The organism is Streptococcaceae bacterium ESL0687 (genome assembly GCA_029392475.1).
Lineage (GTDB): Bacteria > Bacillota > Bacilli > Lactobacillales > Streptococcaceae > Floricoccus.
On the sequence record CP113940.1, the window covers coordinates 622,028 to 638,703 of the forward strand.

17 protein-coding genes are annotated in these 16,676 nt (G+C 38.1%); 10 read left to right on the forward strand and 7 right to left on the reverse strand.

The window, feature by feature from the left end; translation table 11 throughout:
- Positions 1-160: 160 nt before the first annotated feature.
- On the forward strand, positions 161-1,147 hold the full coding sequence (guaC, locus tag OZX60_03170; GenBank protein WEV45745.1) for a GMP reductase: 987 nt from the start codon (positions 161-163) through the stop codon (positions 1,145-1,147).
- Between the two features lie 73 nt (positions 1,148-1,220).
- Here guaC and OZX60_03175 read toward each other — a convergent pair whose 3' ends face one another.
- The 3 genes from OZX60_03175 to OZX60_03185 form a co-directional block, all read right to left on the reverse strand.
- The gene (locus OZX60_03175; protein WEV45746.1) at positions 1,221-1,367 is read right to left on the reverse strand and encodes a hypothetical protein; all 147 of its coding nucleotides are present in this window, start codon (positions 1,365-1,367) and stop codon (positions 1,221-1,223) included.
- A gap of 103 nt (positions 1,368-1,470) precedes the next feature.
- A complete protein-coding gene (locus OZX60_03180; protein WEV45747.1) occupies positions 1,471-2,055 on the reverse strand; it encodes a DUF5067 domain-containing protein in 585 nt (194 codons plus the stop codon).
- Between the two features lie 24 nt (positions 2,056-2,079).
- A complete protein-coding gene (locus OZX60_03185; protein WEV45748.1) occupies positions 2,080-2,676 on the reverse strand; it encodes a hypothetical protein in 597 nt (198 codons plus the stop codon).
- Positions 2,677-2,880: 204 nt separating this feature from the next.
- Here OZX60_03185 and OZX60_03190 point away from each other — a divergent pair, with 204 nt between their 5' ends.
- From OZX60_03190 to OZX60_03205, 4 genes are all read left to right on the forward strand, one after another.
- Positions 2,881-3,501 (forward strand): DUF1054 family protein, encoded by a 621-nt coding sequence (locus OZX60_03190; GenBank protein ID WEV45749.1) that lies wholly within the window; start codon positions 2,881-2,883, stop codon positions 3,499-3,501.
- A gap of 10 nt (positions 3,502-3,511) precedes the next feature.
- On the forward strand, positions 3,512-4,705 hold the full coding sequence (locus OZX60_03195) for a restriction endonuclease subunit S (GenBank protein WEV45750.1): 1,194 nt from the start codon (positions 3,512-3,514) through the stop codon (positions 4,703-4,705).
- Positions 4,706-4,920: 215 nt separating this feature from the next.
- Positions 4,921-5,541 (forward strand): hypothetical protein, encoded by a 621-nt coding sequence (locus OZX60_03200; GenBank protein WEV45751.1) that lies wholly within the window; start codon positions 4,921-4,923, stop codon positions 5,539-5,541.
- Positions 5,538-6,104, forward strand: a complete 567-nt coding sequence (locus OZX60_03205) for a hypothetical protein (protein ID WEV45752.1) — start codon at positions 5,538-5,540, stop codon at positions 6,102-6,104. Before OZX60_03200 ends, OZX60_03205 begins: the two co-directional genes overlap by 4 nt.
- Before the next feature lie 13 nt (positions 6,105-6,117).
- Here the strand turns inward: OZX60_03205 and OZX60_03210 are convergent, their stop codons facing one another.
- The gene (locus OZX60_03210; protein WEV45753.1) at positions 6,118-6,357 is read right to left on the reverse strand and encodes a hypothetical protein; all 240 of its coding nucleotides are present in this window, start codon (positions 6,355-6,357) and stop codon (positions 6,118-6,120) included.
- A 163-nt stretch (positions 6,358-6,520) separates the two neighbouring features.
- On the opposite strand from OZX60_03210, the gene OZX60_03215 reads away from it, so the two are divergent.
- Positions 6,521-7,516: a linear amide C-N hydrolase gene (locus tag OZX60_03215; GenBank protein WEV45754.1), complete on the forward strand. Its 996-nt coding sequence runs from the start codon at positions 6,521-6,523 to the stop codon at positions 7,514-7,516.
- Positions 7,517-7,641: 125 nt separating this feature from the next.
- Complete coding sequence (locus OZX60_03220; protein WEV45755.1) at positions 7,642-8,610, forward strand: ketopantoate reductase family protein; 969 nt, start codon at positions 7,642-7,644, stop codon at positions 8,608-8,610.
- Between the two features lie 50 nt (positions 8,611-8,660).
- On the opposite strand, the gene OZX60_03225 is transcribed toward OZX60_03220, so the two are convergent.
- Complete coding sequence (locus tag OZX60_03225; GenBank protein WEV45756.1) at positions 8,661-8,927, reverse strand: hypothetical protein; 267 nt, start codon at positions 8,925-8,927, stop codon at positions 8,661-8,663.
- A gap of 350 nt (positions 8,928-9,277) precedes the next feature.
- Positions 9,278-9,889: a TetR/AcrR family transcriptional regulator gene (locus OZX60_03230; GenBank protein ID WEV45757.1), complete on the reverse strand. Its 612-nt coding sequence runs from the start codon at positions 9,887-9,889 to the stop codon at positions 9,278-9,280.
- Positions 9,890-10,019: 130 nt separating this feature from the next.
- Here OZX60_03230 and OZX60_03235 point away from each other — a divergent pair, with 130 nt between their 5' ends.
- The 3 genes from OZX60_03235 (at position 10,020) to OZX60_03245 (ending at position 15,718) form a co-directional block, all read left to right on the forward strand.
- Positions 10,020-14,276 (forward strand): acyl-CoA dehydratase activase-related protein, encoded by a 4,257-nt coding sequence (locus tag OZX60_03235; protein ID WEV45758.1) that lies wholly within the window; start codon positions 10,020-10,022, stop codon positions 14,274-14,276.
- 72 nt (positions 14,277-14,348) lie between these two features.
- A complete protein-coding gene (gene lspA, locus OZX60_03240) occupies positions 14,349-14,819 on the forward strand; it encodes a signal peptidase II (GenBank protein WEV45759.1) in 471 nt (156 codons plus the stop codon).
- The gene (locus tag OZX60_03245) at positions 14,816-15,718 is read left to right on the forward strand and encodes an RluA family pseudouridine synthase (GenBank protein WEV45760.1); all 903 of its coding nucleotides are present in this window, start codon (positions 14,816-14,818) and stop codon (positions 15,716-15,718) included. Before lspA ends, OZX60_03245 begins: the two co-directional genes overlap by 4 nt.
- Positions 15,719-15,745: 27 nt before the next feature.
- Here OZX60_03245 and birA read toward each other — a convergent pair whose 3' ends face one another.
- A complete protein-coding gene (gene birA, locus OZX60_03250; protein WEV45761.1) occupies positions 15,746-16,672 on the reverse strand; it encodes a bifunctional biotin--[acetyl-CoA-carboxylase] ligase/biotin operon repressor BirA in 927 nt (308 codons plus the stop codon).
- Positions 16,673-16,676: the final 4 nt, after the last annotated feature.

A 16,676-nucleotide genomic window follows, 5' to 3' on the forward strand; every position in this document is an offset into this window, starting at 1 on the left:
ACTCTTTTGAGTGACTTTTTCTTGTATATATGGTCCATATTTTATACAATATATTAGGAAGCTCTACTAAAAACAGGGATTTTACATGGTGGAGTAGCGAAACCGTTCGTGTTTTGGATGGTCGGGTCGGTCCCCTGAAAACAGATTATCAGGAGATAAAATGAATAATTTACCAGTTTTTGATTATGAAGATATCCAATTGATACCAAATAAATGTATCATTAAAAGCCGTTCTGAGGCGGATACAAGTGTAGTTTTAGGTAAGCATACCTTCAAATTACCGGTTGTTCCTGCTAACATGCAGACAATTATCGACGAACAAATTGCAGAAAAACTTGCCTCTGAAGGTTACTTCTATGTAATGCATCGTTTTGATGAAGCGGGACGTAAACCTTTTGTTAAAAAAATGGCAGAAAAAGGCCTTATCAGCTCTATTTCAGTAGGTGTTAAGGATTATGAATATGACTTTATTAATGAATTAGCTGAAGAAGGAGTAGTACCAGACTATATCACAATTGATATTGCCCACGGTCACTCAGATTCAGTAATCAATATGATTAAACACATCAAAGAAAAATTACCTGAAACTTTTGTAATTGCAGGTAATGTTGGAACACCTGAGGCAGTTCGTGAGCTTGAAAATGCTGGAGCTGACGCAACTAAGGTCGGAATTGGCCCTGGTAAGGTATGTATTACCAAGGTTAAGACTGGTTTTGGTACAGGTGGATGGCAACTAGCAGCCCTTCGCTGGTGTGCAAAAGCTGCAAGTAAGCCAATCATCGCTGATGGTGGAATCCGTACCAACGGAGATATCGCAAAATCAATCCGCTTTGGTGCAACTATGGTTATGATTGGTTCTCTCTTTGCAGCCCATGAAGAATCTCCAGGGGAAACTGTTGAAATCGACGGTAAACTTTACAAGGAATACTTCGGATCAGCAAGTGAATACCAAAAGGGTGAGCACAAAAACGTTGAAGGTAAGAAGATTATCTTGCCTCACAAGGGTCACCTAAAAGACACCTTAATTGAGATGCAGCAAGACCTTCAGTCATCAATCTCATATGCCGGTGGACGTGATCTTAAATCCCTTACTAAGGTTGATTATGTAATTGTTAAAAATTCAATCTGGAACGGGGATTCAATCTAAATCTCTTAGAGATTTATTAAAAAGTGAACAGGAAAAAAGAGTAGCCTAAGAGCTACTCCTTTTTATTTGTTTCTTATTTTCTATCGCCTTGAGCCTTATGCTCGCGTTCTTCCTTAGAATTTAATACAAATTTTGATTGTTTTTCTAAGCGTTCTTCCTTACGTTTTGCAGTTTCAACTTCGCGTGCATCTGGTGCTTCAAATTCATGTTTCTTTTCCATATTGTCTTACCTCATTAGTATTAATATAAATTCTTTATAGGGAAATTATAAGATTATATCTTATAATAGTCAAAGATAAAGTAAAAATATTTTTCCCTTAAGATTATTGGATTGGGAACTCGACTGCCTTAACGATTTTGTAAGAATTATTAAGGAAATCTGCAATTATTGGTTCACTACTTTCAGTATAAAAGACATAGTGGACAGAAACTTTTTCACCAGGTGCGATGTCAACTGACAGAGGGTCTATATACTCATCAACCCCATCGCCTTCTACCATTCCATCACCTGGAAGACTAGTTGAATCCAATGTATTTGGGCCAGCTCCGTTTTTTTGTTCGAAAACTAGTAATAAGCTACCTAGTTCATATATTGGAAGTGTCCTGTCTGTTTTATTTTCCAAAGTCACATCGATTTTTACTGCAGGGTCGTTGATAATATCTATTGCTTTTGAAACATTGAGAATTTGAATGCTTCCACTCTTGTTAGTAAAGGTCTTGGTTGCTTCGTCATAAGTGTAGCCGTCACTTGCCTTATCCTTAGTTGAACTTTCACTAGTTTTAGAAGTTTCAGAGCTTACTGAAGAGCTTGCACTTGTCGAAGATTCGGTGCTTTTACTTGTCGAAGAACATCCTCCAAGAACCAAAAGGGATAAAAGGGCTAGAGCCATATAATTTTTCTTTTTCATAATTAATTTACCTCCTAAGGTAATTTATTCAATTGGAAATTCAACTGACTTAGCAATTCCGTCTGAATTATCAACGAAATGAACAATGATAGGGTTACTGCTTTCAGTATAAAAGACATAGTGAGTTGAAACCTTTTCACCAGGGGTAATTTGAATACTATCTAAAGGATCTTGATACCCTTGGGCAGAGTCTTCTTGCTCCTCACCAGGAAGAAGGGTTAAGAACATGCGGTTAGGTCCTCTATCATCTTTTTGTTCAAAGAATAATAGTTTTCTATCAAAATAAGATATGGGACTTGTTGTATCTGTCTTATTTTCCATATTCACATCAATTTCAACTGCAGGATCACCAAGGAAGTCGGTAACTCGTGCGACTTTAAGGATTTGGACAGATCCACTTTTATTAGTAAAGGTCTTGGTTGCTTCGTCATAAGTGTAGCCATCACTTGCCTTATCCTTAGTTGAACTTTCACTAGTTTTAGAAGCTTCAGAGCTTACTGAGGTGCTTGTACTTGTCGAGCTTTCAGATGTCGAAGATTCGGTATTTTTACTTGTCGAAGAGCATCCTCCAAGAACTAAAAGGGATAAAAGGGTTAGAGCCATATAACTTTTCTTTTTCATAATTACCTCCCGTGGTAAACGTTCTAATTGACTTTCTTAAAAAAAGAAAACCTTTTCATAATATTAGTAAATATTTCATTTAAAGTCAATTTTGTGCTCTGTTTTTATTAAAAGAGAAATAAACGGGCTAAAAAATAATACAGAAGGCTATTCATTTAAGCGAGGATTATATATAATGAAATAAACAATCAGTGAGGAGAAAATATGTTTACCAAAGATTCATTTAAAGTTTTTGAACCCCTTGACCTAGACGGGCGCATGGCTGAGATTAGAAGGGTCATCCAACCAACCTTCCAGGAGATTTTAGACGAGCTTGCCCCGCTTGCAAGTGACAAGGTAGGAGACGAAACCTACGTCCACATCGCCCAACACAGAAGACGGACCAAAAACGCCCCAGACAACACCTGGTCGGCCATCTCGACCAATAAACGTGGCTACAAGTCAGAGCCTCATCTTCAGCTGGGTATTTGGAAAAATTATATCTTTATGTACCTATCAATGATTGACAACCCAAGAGGTGAAGAAGCCATGGCCAACTTGCTTCTAGATAATCTAGAGGCCCTTGAGTCCTTACCGGATGACTTTGTTTACTCAAAAGATCACACCAAAGATGACTACTATCCTATGAATCAAGGCCTTGAAAAAGCCCTCATCCGTTTCAGGGATGTTAAAAAAGGTGAGTTTGAATTTGGTAGAATCGTTGATATCAACTCAGACCTGTGGAACACTCCCGCAGAACTTGAAAGCTATATCAAAGAAACCTATAGCTACCTGCTTGATTTCTACAAGGATCTTCTAGCTGTAAACAAAGCCCAAGATGCCTAGAGGAAAAACCATGGCAGACAAAAAACAAGTACCAAGACTTAGATTTAGGGGATTTGAAGGAGAGTGGGAAGAAGATAAATTTGATAATTTATTTGATTTGTCAGTTCCGACTAATTCATTATCACGTGAAAATCTAGTATATGATGAAGAAAAAGTTAAAAATATCCATTATGGTGATATTTTGACAAAATTTAATTCTGTTTTAGATGCTTCAGATAAGATGATTCCATATATAAGGGGAGCATCTGAGGATAAGTTTAAAAAATCTTTTTTAAACGATGGAGATATTGTCATAGCAGATGCTGCCGAAGATGAGAGTGTTGGAAAATCCATAGAAGTACGTAATGTTAAAAAACATCCTATTGTAGCAGGTTTACACACCATTGTAGCCCGTCCAAAAAATATTTTTGCTCCCTTATATTTAGGGCATTATCTTAATAGTAAAATTTATCATGAATCATTATATAGATTGATGCAGGGTACAAAAGTTTTATCATTGAGTAAGACAAATATATCTAAAACTTCAGTCTGTTTTCCAGATTATAAAGAGCAAGAAAAAATCGGTACCTTCTTTGCTCAGCTTGATAAATTGATTGCCTTACATGAAAAGAAACTGGCAGACCTTAAAGAAATAAAAAAAGGCTACCTCCAACAGATGTTCCCAGCCCCAGGGCAAAAAATCCCACAACTCAGATTCCAAGGATTTGAAGGGGAGTGGAAGAACGTAATCTTTAATGATATTTTGAAGTTCTATTCAGCTAAGCAATATATCTCAGGTATTAGTTCTGATGGAAAATTTCCAGTTCTTAAACAAGGTGACAATCCTTTAGATGGATATGCAAATGGAGAACCTTTCAAAGACTACAGTAAAGTAGTTGTTTTTGGAGATCATACTTTATCCATATATAAACCAAATACACCATTTTTTATATCTACCGATGGGATTAAAATTTTATCTTCTAACTATATGGGTAGTGATTATTTATTTTATTCTTTAGAGCGATTTAAACCACATTCAGAAGGTTACAAAAGGCATTTAACTATCTTGAAAAATACATTATTATCTTTTACTCTCGATTTTGAGGAACAAGAAAAAATCGGCACCTTCTTCGCAAATCTTGATAAGAATATCAATCAGGCAGAGGGAAAACTTAACCAGCTTAAAGCCCTTAAAAAAGGATTTTTACAGCAGATGTTTATCTAACAAAAAAGGACTTAAAGTCCTTTTTTGCTTCATTAATTCACCGATACTATGAGATGAAAAATTTTATTTTTCAATATCTATTTACTAGATGTTACTCATAAATTAAAACTTAATGAATTGTTTTGGATATATTAATGATATGGGAGTATTATATAAATGCATTGAATTCTGTTATAATATAGAGCGTAAAGCTAAATGAAAGTTGGATAATATAGATGGCCAAAAGTCAACTTATTAAGGATATTGTTACAGATAAAATTACATTAGAAGAAGGATTACAAAGACTTTTAATTATTTCATTTTCATTGGAAAACGAAAGTCTTCAGAACTGGATTAAAAATGAATTGAATGGCTACCCTGATAATAAAAAACTTCCTAATTACCGAAAGAAAATAGCTTACAAAATATCATATACTGGTATAAATGGGAGTTATCAGGTTACTAACATTCCTTTACCAGCAAGTTATATTCCTAATGAATTACAAAAGTATATAGTAGAAGTTGGTATCCTTGATAATATTAAAACCATAGAAGAAATAATCCGAACTAATGCAAAGGTAGGACGGGATTTAACTAATATAGCTGGATCTGTTTACAATAAAGTTGGAGTAGTTTGTTTAAGCATTACCCAGGAGTATAGTATTTCTTCTTTTTTGACGATTATCAGTAATGTGAAAAATAAACTTATTTTTGTTTTGAATGATTTAGAAAAGACTTTTGGAAATTTAGATAGTTTAGATATAGATTTAGAAAAAGTTGATACTCCAGAGATTGAAACCATCAATGAAGTTATAAAGAAAAGAATCCATTATGATGGAATGAGTGAGGAAAGATGAAAACGGCTGATATTAATTCACTAATAATTGGTGCAGTTATTTCAATTGTTGCTACGAATATTGGATATATTGTCCAAACAGTAATACGAGCTGTTCTTGATAACAGAGGAAAGGTAAATGTACGTGTAAAATCAGTTTATAGTAAAATGAGTGGGGATGCATGGGGTTTTAATTCAGACGGTGTTTTTGAGGTTCCTCTATGGTTAGAACTTTGTAATACTAAGAATAAAAATGAAATTGTAAGAAATATGAACCTCCAGTTGTACTTAAAAGGTAAAAAGGTTGGTGAAACAGTGCAATGTAGTCATTTCGAATTAAATAATAACAAAGAACCTTACGGAAATAATGGAACATATTCTTTTATGATTGAACCTATTACAGTATCAAAATATGATTTATATTTTTGTGCTAAACCAGATGTAGTAAATAGTGATTTTGATGAAGTAAGAATTTCATATTTTGATTCTAAAGATCGATATAAAGAATGTAAATTATTTGATATAGAAAATTGTTGGAAAAAATCAAATAATAAAATTGATAATGATTGGCGTTTATTAAAGTAAGCAAAAAAAGGACCTACAGTCCTTTTTTGTTTATGTCCCTTATAAAAATTCCAAGTCCTGCTAGGGCTAGAATGTAGAAGGGTAGATTTAGGGCACTAAAATCAAGAGGTAGCCTTAAAATAAGGGCTAAGATAGGGATAAGCAAACTAAGGGCAAGCCCCTTGTACTTTAAGTATTTGGCTGGAATCTTTGGTACAAGCCATTTCCTTAAAATTTGACTCAAAAGCAACATGCTTACCGCAAAAATCATCATAAAAACTCCTCGACTTTCCTTGTTTGGTACCATTATAAACCTAGCGATTTAAAAGTCAATTCTTAATATCAAATAATCAAAGTAGATTTTTGCCTAAACTTCTTCCTTTGTGCTATAATTAGTTAACTTACTAAAATTTATATAGTTTACTAATGGAGGGATTATGTGTACTGGTATTCGGATTAAATCAGCTGAGGGGCAAGTTTTCTTTGGGCGAACCATGGATCTTCCCTTGGACATCTTTGAAGATAGTCCTCAAAACCCCATTCCTTCGGGTATTATAAAGATTCCTCGGGGAACAAGGATTAAAAGCCAACTTAAGGACTGGACGGCCAAATACAGCATCATGGGGCTTGGTGCCCTAGACTCCTTTGACCTTTATGACGGGGTAAATGAATGTGGACTTGCTGGTAATAATCAGGTCTTTGACGAAGCCCTAAGAGGAGAACTTGATACCATTAAAGAGCAGGGACTTACTCCTTTTATTGGTGAAGAATTTGTAACCTATATTCTCAGTAAATTTTCTTCGGTGAAAGAAATCAGGGCGGCCTATAAAAATTATGCTCTTGTAAACATGCCCTTTGAACTTTGTGGTCAGGAGGTTATGTATCCCCTTCATTACAGCTTCCTTGATCCAAGTGGTGACATGATTGTTCTTGAACCGACAAAAGGTGGAAGGCTTAGGCTTTTTACGGGGCTTGGGGTTATGACTAATAGTCCTAGCTACCGCCAGCATGCTAGGATAATTAAGGATCTTACAAGTTCATCTCCCTTTGATAATGGGGTTCAGAAGTTTAATCACAGGGGGCTTTTTGTGGAGAAAAAAGAAGGAGCAGAAGATGCTTGCCAGGATGATTCTAGAGCTTCTATCGAGCGCTTTAAACGGGCCTACCAGCTGGTAAATTCCTTGGATGATTTTAAGGCCAAGGATGGCCCCTGGCATATTAGCAGACTCCTTCAGTTTTTGAAGCTTCCGGTGAATCTTGAAAAAGAGGAGGGGGTCTTTAAGGAGGCCAACACTGTCTACTGGGTGTCTTATGATTTGACCAAGAAGGCTCTTTATCTTAAGACCAATAAAAAATCAGCCCTTAAAAAACGGCAGCTTGACCCCTACCAAAAAGAAATTTCCTATGAAAGTTGCCTGGAAGAACAGGACTAGCAGCGAGTAAAAAAGGTTCAAGCTCAGCTTGAGTCTTTTTGCTTTCAACCGATAAATTCTTGCAAGTTTTGAGGATTGCTAGTATCCTAGACAAAAGTATTTGTAAGATTAGTGGAGGACGGAAAATGAAATATGCAGTTGTTGGTGCCGGAGCTATGGGCTTACGCTACGGACTTTTATTACAGGATGCAGGTCTTGAGGTTGATTTTGTGGAACCTACCAAAGAGTCCTTAGATGTTATTAGGAAGCAGGGTAATAAGGTTTATAGGTCTATTGACCATAAGGATAGGAGGCTTATCCCGGTAAGTATCTACTCGCCAGAGGATTATGAAGGCAATCCTGATATTTGGATTTTTTTCATGAAACAGATGCAGCTGGAGGATACTTTAAAGCGTCTGGCTCCTAAATTTAAGGAGGGGCAAGTGGCTCTTGGTGCCATGAACGGCATGGGTCACTTGGAGAAACTTCAGAAATATTTTTCAGATGACCGCATTATTGGTGGGACTGCGATGATTGCTACTATCTTAAATGATTTTGGTGATGTTGACTTTATAGGTTCTTGTGCCTCAGTTTATGCCAACCTTTGCGAGGAGCCAACAGAGACCTTGGACCAAGTTTTGAAGGATTTTGAAAAAGCAGGTCTAGAACCTCAGTATTCTGATAATCTTATGGGGACTGTTTTAACCAAGCTTACCTTTAATTCCGTTGAAAATTCGATAGCAACCATGTTTCAGGCAAGACTTGGTCAACTAATCCAGTATGATGACTTTTTAGAGGATATTGCAAGGCCCATGGTTGAAGAAGCTTATGCTGCAGCTCATGCAGCAGGGATTGAACTTATTGAATCCCCTGCCAGGATGCTTAAATCAATGGATTTAGTTTCAAGAGTGAAATCACCAGATCATTTTCCTTCCATGTATCAGGATTTTGTTAAGGGACGTCCAACAGAAGTTGATTATATTAATGGCTATCTCGTATCCTTGGCCGAAGAGCATGGTCTAAAGGCTCCCACTCAAAAATTTGTTACCCATTTGGTTCATCTATCAGAAAAACTTAGGGACTTTGATCCACCTGTAAATAAACTTGCTAGATAGACAGCTAAAAAGGCTAAGAGGAAAATCCCCTTAGCCTTTATTGTCATTTCTTATAGGGCTGTAAAGAATGTTAGGAAGCCGAAGATAACGCCTGGTGCGTTTGCTACGAAGATTGGCCATTCTTTTTTCTCACCTGAAAGGGCATAGATTGACCATAAAGTACAGTTAAGACCTGCAACGAAAGGTTGGATGGCTGAACCTTTGTGTCCTGTAAGGTTAAGATTGATTTGTGAGATATAGGTAACATACATTCCTACAGCGATGATTGATGCTACGATACCTAGGTATTTGATGAAGTTTTCTCTGTTTTGGTTCATTGTTGTTTCTATCTCCTTGATAAGTTATAGACACCAGTATACGTTAATTTTCTTATAAAATCAATCGCTTTCAAAATGAATATGTCGTTTTCATAAATTTTCTTATGCGCTTTCATAAACCTGATATTTTCCTGTAATATTTGAGTAAAATCCATGTAATTTAGAGGAGTTAGAGCTTTCCGGGACTTTGATAAAAAAGATAATTTTTCCTTATTTTTTGATAAATATTATACAAAGGAACAGATAGCCCAATCATTAATTTTCACAATAATTGTCGGATTGGTATACCTGTTTTTCACATATTTTATCTGTTTTGCAGCCGGTAAATAAAAAAATAGCCGGGGCTATTTTTATCTCCTATTAATATTGACTCCAAGAACGGTTAAATGACCATTACTTATAAGCTTAATCACCAGATGACTGAGCTCCTGGGGGGTGATTTTATCAAGATTGTCCATCCACCACTTAAGGCTTGAGGTGAAGATGCCTATAATATAACTTACAACAAAGTCTGTTGGCACTTGAAGGCCATCTTCTCTAATATCAAGCTGGGCAAGGAGCTCAAGGTATTTATCATCTAAAAAATCAAGGAGCTTTCTACGAATTAGCCGTTCATTTCCGCTATCAAGAAGGATCAGGCCAAATTCGGGATTTTTTTTGATAAAGTGGTAAATTTCCTCAAGGGCCCCTTCAATATTTTTAACATTGACGGTTCTTTCATCAGTCAAATCTTCCCTGTTGATGATGTCTGAAATGTCCTCGAAAAAATAGTCGATTAGACTCTCATACAGGTCATCCTTATTTTTAAAGTGGGCATAGAATGTGGCCCTGTTGATCATGGCATGGTTTGAAATTTCACTGATGGTTATTTTATCAAAGCTTTTTTCCCTTAAAAGTTGTAAAAATGAATTGATAATCAGCCTATTTGTTCTAACTACCCTTAAATCTTTTTTTATTTTCACGACATTCTCCTACAAAGTGTTGTTTAAGCAATATGATATCAAATTTGATGGTTGCATTCAAATATGAGCGGTGTAATATAATAGATATGCGACACAGTGTTGTTTGAATGTATGCTTGAAAGGGAGAAATATGAAATATAGGGCAGGGATTGATGTAGGCTCGACCACGGTAAAAGTAGTGGTCTTTGATGAGGATTATGAGTTAATCTTTTCAAGATATGAGAGGCATTTTTCAGATGTTAAAAATGCGACCATCAAGGTATTGGAAGAACTAAAGAACGAGCTTGGGAATTTGGAACTTGAGCTTTCTATTACAGGGTCTGGTGGAATGGGTCTTGCTGACGTGATTGACGTCCCCTTTATCCAGGAGGTTATTGCTTCTACCTTAACTATTGAAAAGTTCATTCCTCAAACTGACGTTATGATTGAACTTGGAGGAGAAGATGCCAAGATGACCTTCTTTGATGGGACGCTTGAGCAGAGGATGAACGGGACCTGTGCTGGTGGTACTGGTGCCTTCATTGACCAAATGGCTGCCCTTTTGAAGACAGATGCAGCAGGTGTTAATGAGCTGGCCAAAAATTACCAAAATATCTATCCGATTGCCAGTCGTTGCGGGGTTTTTGCTAAGACCGACGTTCAGCCCCTTCTGAATGAAGGAGTTAGAAAGGAAGACATTGCAGCTTCAATCTTTCAGGCCGTGGTTAATCAGACCATTGCAGGTCTTGCTGCTGGGCGAAAAATCAAAGGAAACATCGCCTTTTTAGGAGGCCCTCTCTTCTTTATGAGTGAGCTCCGTAGGCGCTTCATTGAAACTTTAAATATAGCAGAGGAAAATGTTGTTTTCCCTGAAAATCCGCAATTATTTGTGGCCATGGGAGCGGCCCTTGATGATGATTCAAACCGCCAAACAAAAACAATCGATGACCTAATCGCCTCCCTTAGCCAGGACTCATCAGATGCCCTTGTTCCTCAGGATACTCTTGATTTACTTTTTGAAAATGAAGAAGAACTTAAGGAATTTAGAAGGCGTCACAAAAAGGCCAGTGCCTCTTATGCCAACTTATCAGATCATAAGGGCCCAGCCTTTCTAGGAATCGATGCCGGTTCAACAACCAGTAAACTTGTGCTTATCAATGAGGACGGGGATATTCTTTTTGACCACTATGGTAGTAATAACGGAGAGCCCCTTGAAAATGTTATTGAAGTCCTAAGTAGGCTTTATAAGGAGATGCCAGAGGATGCCTACATTGCCAAATCAGCTGTTACTGGTTACGGGGAACATTTGATTAAAAATGCTCTCAAAATCGACTTTGGTGAGGTTGAAACCATGGCTCATTATAAGGCTGCAGATTTCTTCCAGCCTGGGGTTGACTTTATCCTAGATATTGGTGGCCAGGATATGAAGGCCATGAAGATTAAGGACGGAGCCCTATCAAGTATTCAGCTTAATGAAGCCTGTAGTTCTGGCTGTGGATCCTTCATTGAAACCTTTGCCAAATCCCTCAAGCACGATGTGCGTGATTTTGCAGAGCTTGCCCTTTTAGCCAGTCACCCAGTTGATCTTGGTTCCCGTTGTACGGTCTTTATGAACTCTAAGGTTAAGCAGGTTCAAAAGGAAGGGGCAAGTGTTGGTGATATTTCAGCTGGCTTGTCTTACTCAGTTATTAAAAACGCCCTTTACAAGGTTATCAAGGTTAAGAAGCCAGAAGACTTGGGTGAAAAAATAGTTGTTCAAGGGGGAACCTTCTACAATGAAGCTGTCCTTAGGTCCTTTGAAAAAATTAGTGGTCGCCAGGCTGTTCGTCCCAATATCGCAGGACTTATGGGTGCCTATGGTTGTGCCCTAATCGCCCTTGAAAACATGGATTCTGTACCATCACAGATTTTACCCCTTGAGGAGCTTTCGGCCTTTGAGACAACCAAGGAATTTGTCAAATGTGGTCTTTGCGAGAACAACTGTAAGATGACCCTTTCAGTCTTTAATGATGGTCGTAAGTTCGTATCAGGAAATAGGTGCGAGCGTGGGGTGGAAAAGGCCATGCAGCAGAAAGCTCTCAATAAGGACAAAAAGGTCAACCTTCTTGACTATAAATACAAGAAATTATTCAAGTATAAATCCTTAAGGAGAAAAGACGCCAAAAACGGGGAAATTGGACTACCAAGGGTTCTTAATATGTATGAAAACTATCCCCTTTGGCACACTGTTTTAAGTGACCTAGGTTTTAGGGTTGTTCTTTCTCCAAGAAGCAACAAGGAACTTTATGAGTCAGGAATTGAGACCATCCCTTCTGATACGGTCTGCTACCCTGCAAAACTATCTCACGGACATATTGCAAGCCTGATTAAAAAAGGCCTTCCAACAATCTTCTATCCTTCTGTTTTATTTGAAAGGCAGGAGGACAAGACGGCTCAAAATAACTTCAACTGTCCGATTGTTCAGAGCTATCCTGAGGTTATAAAAAATAATGTTGATGAAATTCGTGATGGTCAGGTTAAGTACATTCACCCTTTTATTAACCTAGCTGATGTGAAGAGTATGACCCAGTCCCTTTATGATTCTTTGGCTGATTTTGACCTTAGTAAACAAGAGGTTGAGGCAGCGATTATCCATGGTTTTGAAGAGCTAGATGCCTTTAAAAATGATCTTAGAAATCAGGCAGAGGATCTTCTTATGAAGATTAATTTAAATAATGAAAAGGCCATTGTCCTTTCAGGCCGCCCTTATCATTTGGATCCTGAAATTAACCACGGGATTGCGGACATTATGATTCAAGAGGGCTTTCATGTTCTAACAGAGGACAGTGTCTCTCATTTAGGAGATGTGGGTGGTTTAAGGGTCGTAAACCAGTGGGTTTATCATTCAAGACTTTATGCTGCAGCCCGCCTTGTTGCCAAAAATAAAAATCTTGAACTAGTCCAACTTAATTCCTTTGGGTGCGGACTTGATGCCGTTACAACTGACCAGGTTGAAGAAATCATGGCCCAAAAGAACAAACTTTATACTGTTTTAAAAATTGATGAAGGTTCAAATATGGGAGCTGTAAGAATTCGTTTAAGAAGTCTTAAGGCTGCCGTTAAGGAGCGGGACAAACGAAAAGATGTACTTCCAACTAAGATTGAAGAACTTGTAAAAGAAGAGCCTGTCTTCACCAAGGATATGAGAAAGAAACACACCCTTCTTATGCCCATGCTGTCACCGATTCACCAGGCAGGTCTAATTGATACAGCCTTTCAAGCTTCAGGCTACAATGTGGTTGTCCTTCCAGATACCAAAGACAGTATCTCAGCAGGACTTAAATTTGTAAATAATGACTCATGCTATCCTGCCATCATCTCAATAGGCCAATTGATTGATGCCCTTCAGTCAGGAGATTACGATGTCAATAACACCAGTGTAATGATGACCCAGACAGGAGGCGGTTGTAGGGCGACCAACTACATTCCCCTTCTTAGGAAGGCCTTAAAAGATGCTGGTTTCCCTCAGGTACCTGTAGTCAGTCTGTCAATGGGTAACAAGGGGACAGAGTCATCTGAAGGCTTTAAGTTCACCCTGCCTTTGATGACAAGATTTATGATTGCAGCCCTCTACGGGGATTTATTTGAAAGGGTAGTCTACAGGACCAGACCTTACGAAATAAACCAGGGAGAAATTAATGCCCTCCATCAAAAATGGTTGAAGAAGGCCCAAAAGAATGTCAAATCAGCCTCACTCTTTGAATTTAATAGAAATATGAAGGCCATAATTCGTGAGTTTGATGAAATTCCTCTTTTAGATATTAAAAAACCAAGAGTCGGGGTTGTGGGAGAAATCCTTGTTAAGTATTCAAAAACTGCCAATAATGACATTGTATCAATCATTGAGGCAGAAGGAGCAGAAGCTGTTGTTCCTGATATTATAGGCTTTATGAACTATTCCCTTTACAATCAAATTTGGAAGGCTGAAAATATCGGTCATTCCAAGAAGGGTAAATTTTTAGCGCGTGGGCTACTAAATATCATCAATATGGTTGAAAAACCAATGAATAAGGCCCTTCGTGCATCGAATAGGTTTGAAGGTCTTCATTCAATTGACAGTCTAGCAGCTGATACGGAAAAAATTATTTCAATCGGTAATCATACGGGTGAAGGATGGTTCCTAACAGGTGAGATGATTGAGCTTTTACAAGACGGTGTTGATAACATTGTCTGCCTGCAGCCTTTTGGCTGTCTGCCAAACCATATAGTCGGAAAGGGAATGATCAAGGAGCTGCGCCGCCAGTATCCTAAGGCAAATATTGCCCCTATTGACTATGATCCAGGAGTTAGCTTGGTCAACCAACTCAATAGGATTAGGCTAATGCTTGCTACGGCTAAAAAACAAATCAAGGAGGAAGTGGAGGTCTAGACCGCCACTTCTTTTAATTCTCATCATACAAGAAGGTTAATAAACTGGGAATAAAATGGTATAATACAGGGTATGAAAAAAATATTAATCCCACTAATGATAATAGGAGGAGTAATAGCTGATCAATTAGTTAAAATTGAGACGGTTAAAAATATTCCCCTAGGTGAAAGTAAATCTGTAGTTAAGGGCGTCTTTAGCCTGGCCCACCTGCAAAATACAGGTGCAGCTTGGTCCCTAATGGAAGGAAAGCAGTGGTTTTTTACCCTCATAACAATCCTTGCTCTAGCAGTTGGAATCTATTTTTTATTAAAAAATATAAATAAAAACAATGGCATTAGCTATACTGTGGCTTTAATCATTGCAGGAGCCTTAGGTAATTTCATCGACCGTATTCGTATGGGTTATGTTGTTGACATGTTCCAAGTAGATTTTATTAATTTTCCAATTTTTAATCTGGCAGATATTTTCCTATGTGTTGGTGTAGTATTACTTTATATAGCCATCTACCGTGATGATAAAAAAAAGGAGAACCATAAAAATTGAAAATACTAATAGAAAATGCTGGACCTCGTTTGGACAAGGCCTTAGCTGATTTAACCGAATACTCAAGAACTGTTACCAATGAATTAATCAAAACAGGTCAAGTAACAGTCAATGGGCGTGTGGCCAAGGCCAAATACAAGGTTCAAGCAGGAGATGTTATCGAATTTGAACCGCCTGTAGAAGAAGTCTTAGAGTACCTACCTGAAGATCTTAATCTTGATATCATTTATGAAGATGATGATGTGGCAGTAGTTAATAAACCTCAAGGCATGGTAGTTCACCCATCAGCCGGTCATCCCTCTGGAACCATGGTTAATGGACTCATGCACCAGATTAAAAACCTCTCTTCAATTAACGGAGTTGTTCGCCCAGGGATTGTTCATAGGATTGACAAGGATACCTCAGGCCTTCTCATGGTCGCAAAAAATGATGCGGCCCATGAAAAACTTGCAGCCCAACTCAAGGACAAGTCAAGTAAGCGCCGTTATCTGGCCTTGGTTCACGGAGTTCTACCACGAGACCGTGGGATGATTGAAGCGCCAATTGGCCGCAGTCCTAAAGACCGTAAGAAACAGGCTGTTGTAGCAGGTGGAAAAGACGCTGTAACCCGCTTTGAAGTCCTTGAACGTTTCAAAGACTACAGTCTGATTTCACTAGAACTTGAAACAGGTAGAACCCACCAAATTCGTGTTCACATGGCTTATATTGGTCACCCTGTGGCAGGCGATCCCTTATACGGACCTAAAAAGACACTAACACCAAATGAAGGCCAGTTCCTTCATGCTCAAGTACTTGGTTTTGAACACCCAACAAGTGGTGAATGGCTTGAATTTGAAGCCCCACTACCTCAAGTATTTGAAAAAGCAGTAGCAAAACTTAAAGCAAACCAAGACAAATAAAAAAACCAGCCTAGGCTGGTTTTTGTTTTACCATTTACTAAGAGAAATTTCCCCGCTACCAATGGTCTTAAGTCCTTCTTGAGTGTCAACGATTAATTCCCCCCGGTCATTAATGTCAACAGCACGTCCTTCGTATTCAGTTTTACCCTGCTTGTAGGAAACATCACGGCCTAAAACAAGTGAATGTTTCTTGTAGATTGCCAGATAGTCTTCGTCCATCAATTCAAAAAATTGATTCCAAATCTCTGCAATTAGTTGATTTCTTGTGATAGGAGCATCTGTTTTAAAAAGGCTTGTGACCTTGTCTTTGATTTCATCTGGAAAGTCCTGGATGGAAAAGTTAAGTCCAATCCCAATAATTAAGTCAGTGACTGTTTTTGATTCAACGTCAGTCTGGGCTTCGGTTAAAATCCCTGCAAGTTTTTTACCGTTTAGGTAGATGTCATTAACCCACTTAATTTCAGTTTCAATCCCTGTCAGTTTTTTAATGGCGCAAACCACAGCTGCAGCTGTAAGTACAGTATATTGAGGCATTTCATCAAAGAGGAGATGAGGCTTTATGACAAGACTCATATAAATACCCCGGCCTTTTTCCGAATAAAATTCCCTACCAAATCGCCCCCTGGCGTGCCCTTGCTCATTTGCCAGATAGAGGGTGTCTTCTGAAAGGTCCATCTTAGCATCAGCCTGGGTGGACTGGCTAGATTTAATAATTTCAACAGCCCTTAGTTTAGGACTTGCCTCAAGGATTTTTTTAGCGTCAAGAAGATCGCCTGCAATCAGGCGGTAACCCCTATTTTTAACGGAATCAATCAAGATTCCATCCCTTTCAAGTGCCTTGACCGCCTTCCAGACACTTGTCCTACTGATATCCAAATCAACGGCAATTTCCTCGCCATTAACATAGTCGGAAGCTTCGAATAAAATTTTAAATACTTTTTCTTTAGTCGTCATAGCT

What these genes read in the sequence shown, in the direction of transcription:
- OZX60_03205 (WEV45752.1), top strand. Translation starts at nt 5,538, where the DNA reads ATGAAAACGGCTGATATTAATTCACTAATAATTGGTGCAGTTATTTCA.
- OZX60_03210 (WEV45753.1), bottom strand. Translation starts at nt 6,357, where the DNA reads ATGATGATTTTTGCGGTAAGCATGTTGCTTTTGAGTCAAATTTTAAGG.
- birA (WEV45761.1), bottom strand. Translation starts at nt 16,672, where the DNA reads ATGACGACTAAAGAAAAAGTATTTAAAATTTTATTCGAAGCTTCCGAC.
- OZX60_03180 (WEV45747.1), bottom strand. Translation starts at nt 2,055, where the DNA reads ATGAAAAAGAAAAATTATATGGCTCTAGCCCTTTTATCCCTTTTGGTT.
- OZX60_03200 (WEV45751.1), top strand. Translation starts at nt 4,921, where the DNA reads ATGGCCAAAAGTCAACTTATTAAGGATATTGTTACAGATAAAATTACA.
- OZX60_03195 (WEV45750.1), top strand. Translation starts at nt 3,512, where the DNA reads ATGGCAGACAAAAAACAAGTACCAAGACTTAGATTTAGGGGATTTGAA.
- guaC (WEV45745.1), top strand. Translation starts at nt 161, where the DNA reads ATGAATAATTTACCAGTTTTTGATTATGAAGATATCCAATTGATACCA.
- OZX60_03175 (WEV45746.1), bottom strand. Translation starts at nt 1,367, where the DNA reads ATGGAAAAGAAACATGAATTTGAAGCACCAGATGCACGCGAAGTTGAA.
- OZX60_03225 (WEV45756.1), bottom strand. Translation starts at nt 8,927, where the DNA reads ATGAACCAAAACAGAGAAAACTTCATCAAATACCTAGGTATCGTAGCA.
- OZX60_03215 (WEV45754.1), top strand. Translation starts at nt 6,521, where the DNA reads ATGTGTACTGGTATTCGGATTAAATCAGCTGAGGGGCAAGTTTTCTTT.
- OZX60_03190 (WEV45749.1), top strand. Translation starts at nt 2,881, where the DNA reads ATGTTTACCAAAGATTCATTTAAAGTTTTTGAACCCCTTGACCTAGAC.
- OZX60_03220 (WEV45755.1), top strand. Translation starts at nt 7,642, where the DNA reads ATGAAATATGCAGTTGTTGGTGCCGGAGCTATGGGCTTACGCTACGGA.
- OZX60_03235 (WEV45758.1), top strand. Translation starts at nt 10,020, where the DNA reads ATGAAATATAGGGCAGGGATTGATGTAGGCTCGACCACGGTAAAAGTA.
- lspA (WEV45759.1), top strand. Translation starts at nt 14,349, where the DNA reads ATGAAAAAAATATTAATCCCACTAATGATAATAGGAGGAGTAATAGCT.
- OZX60_03185 (WEV45748.1), bottom strand. Translation starts at nt 2,676, where the DNA reads ATGAAAAAGAAAAGTTATATGGCTCTAACCCTTTTATCCCTTTTAGTT.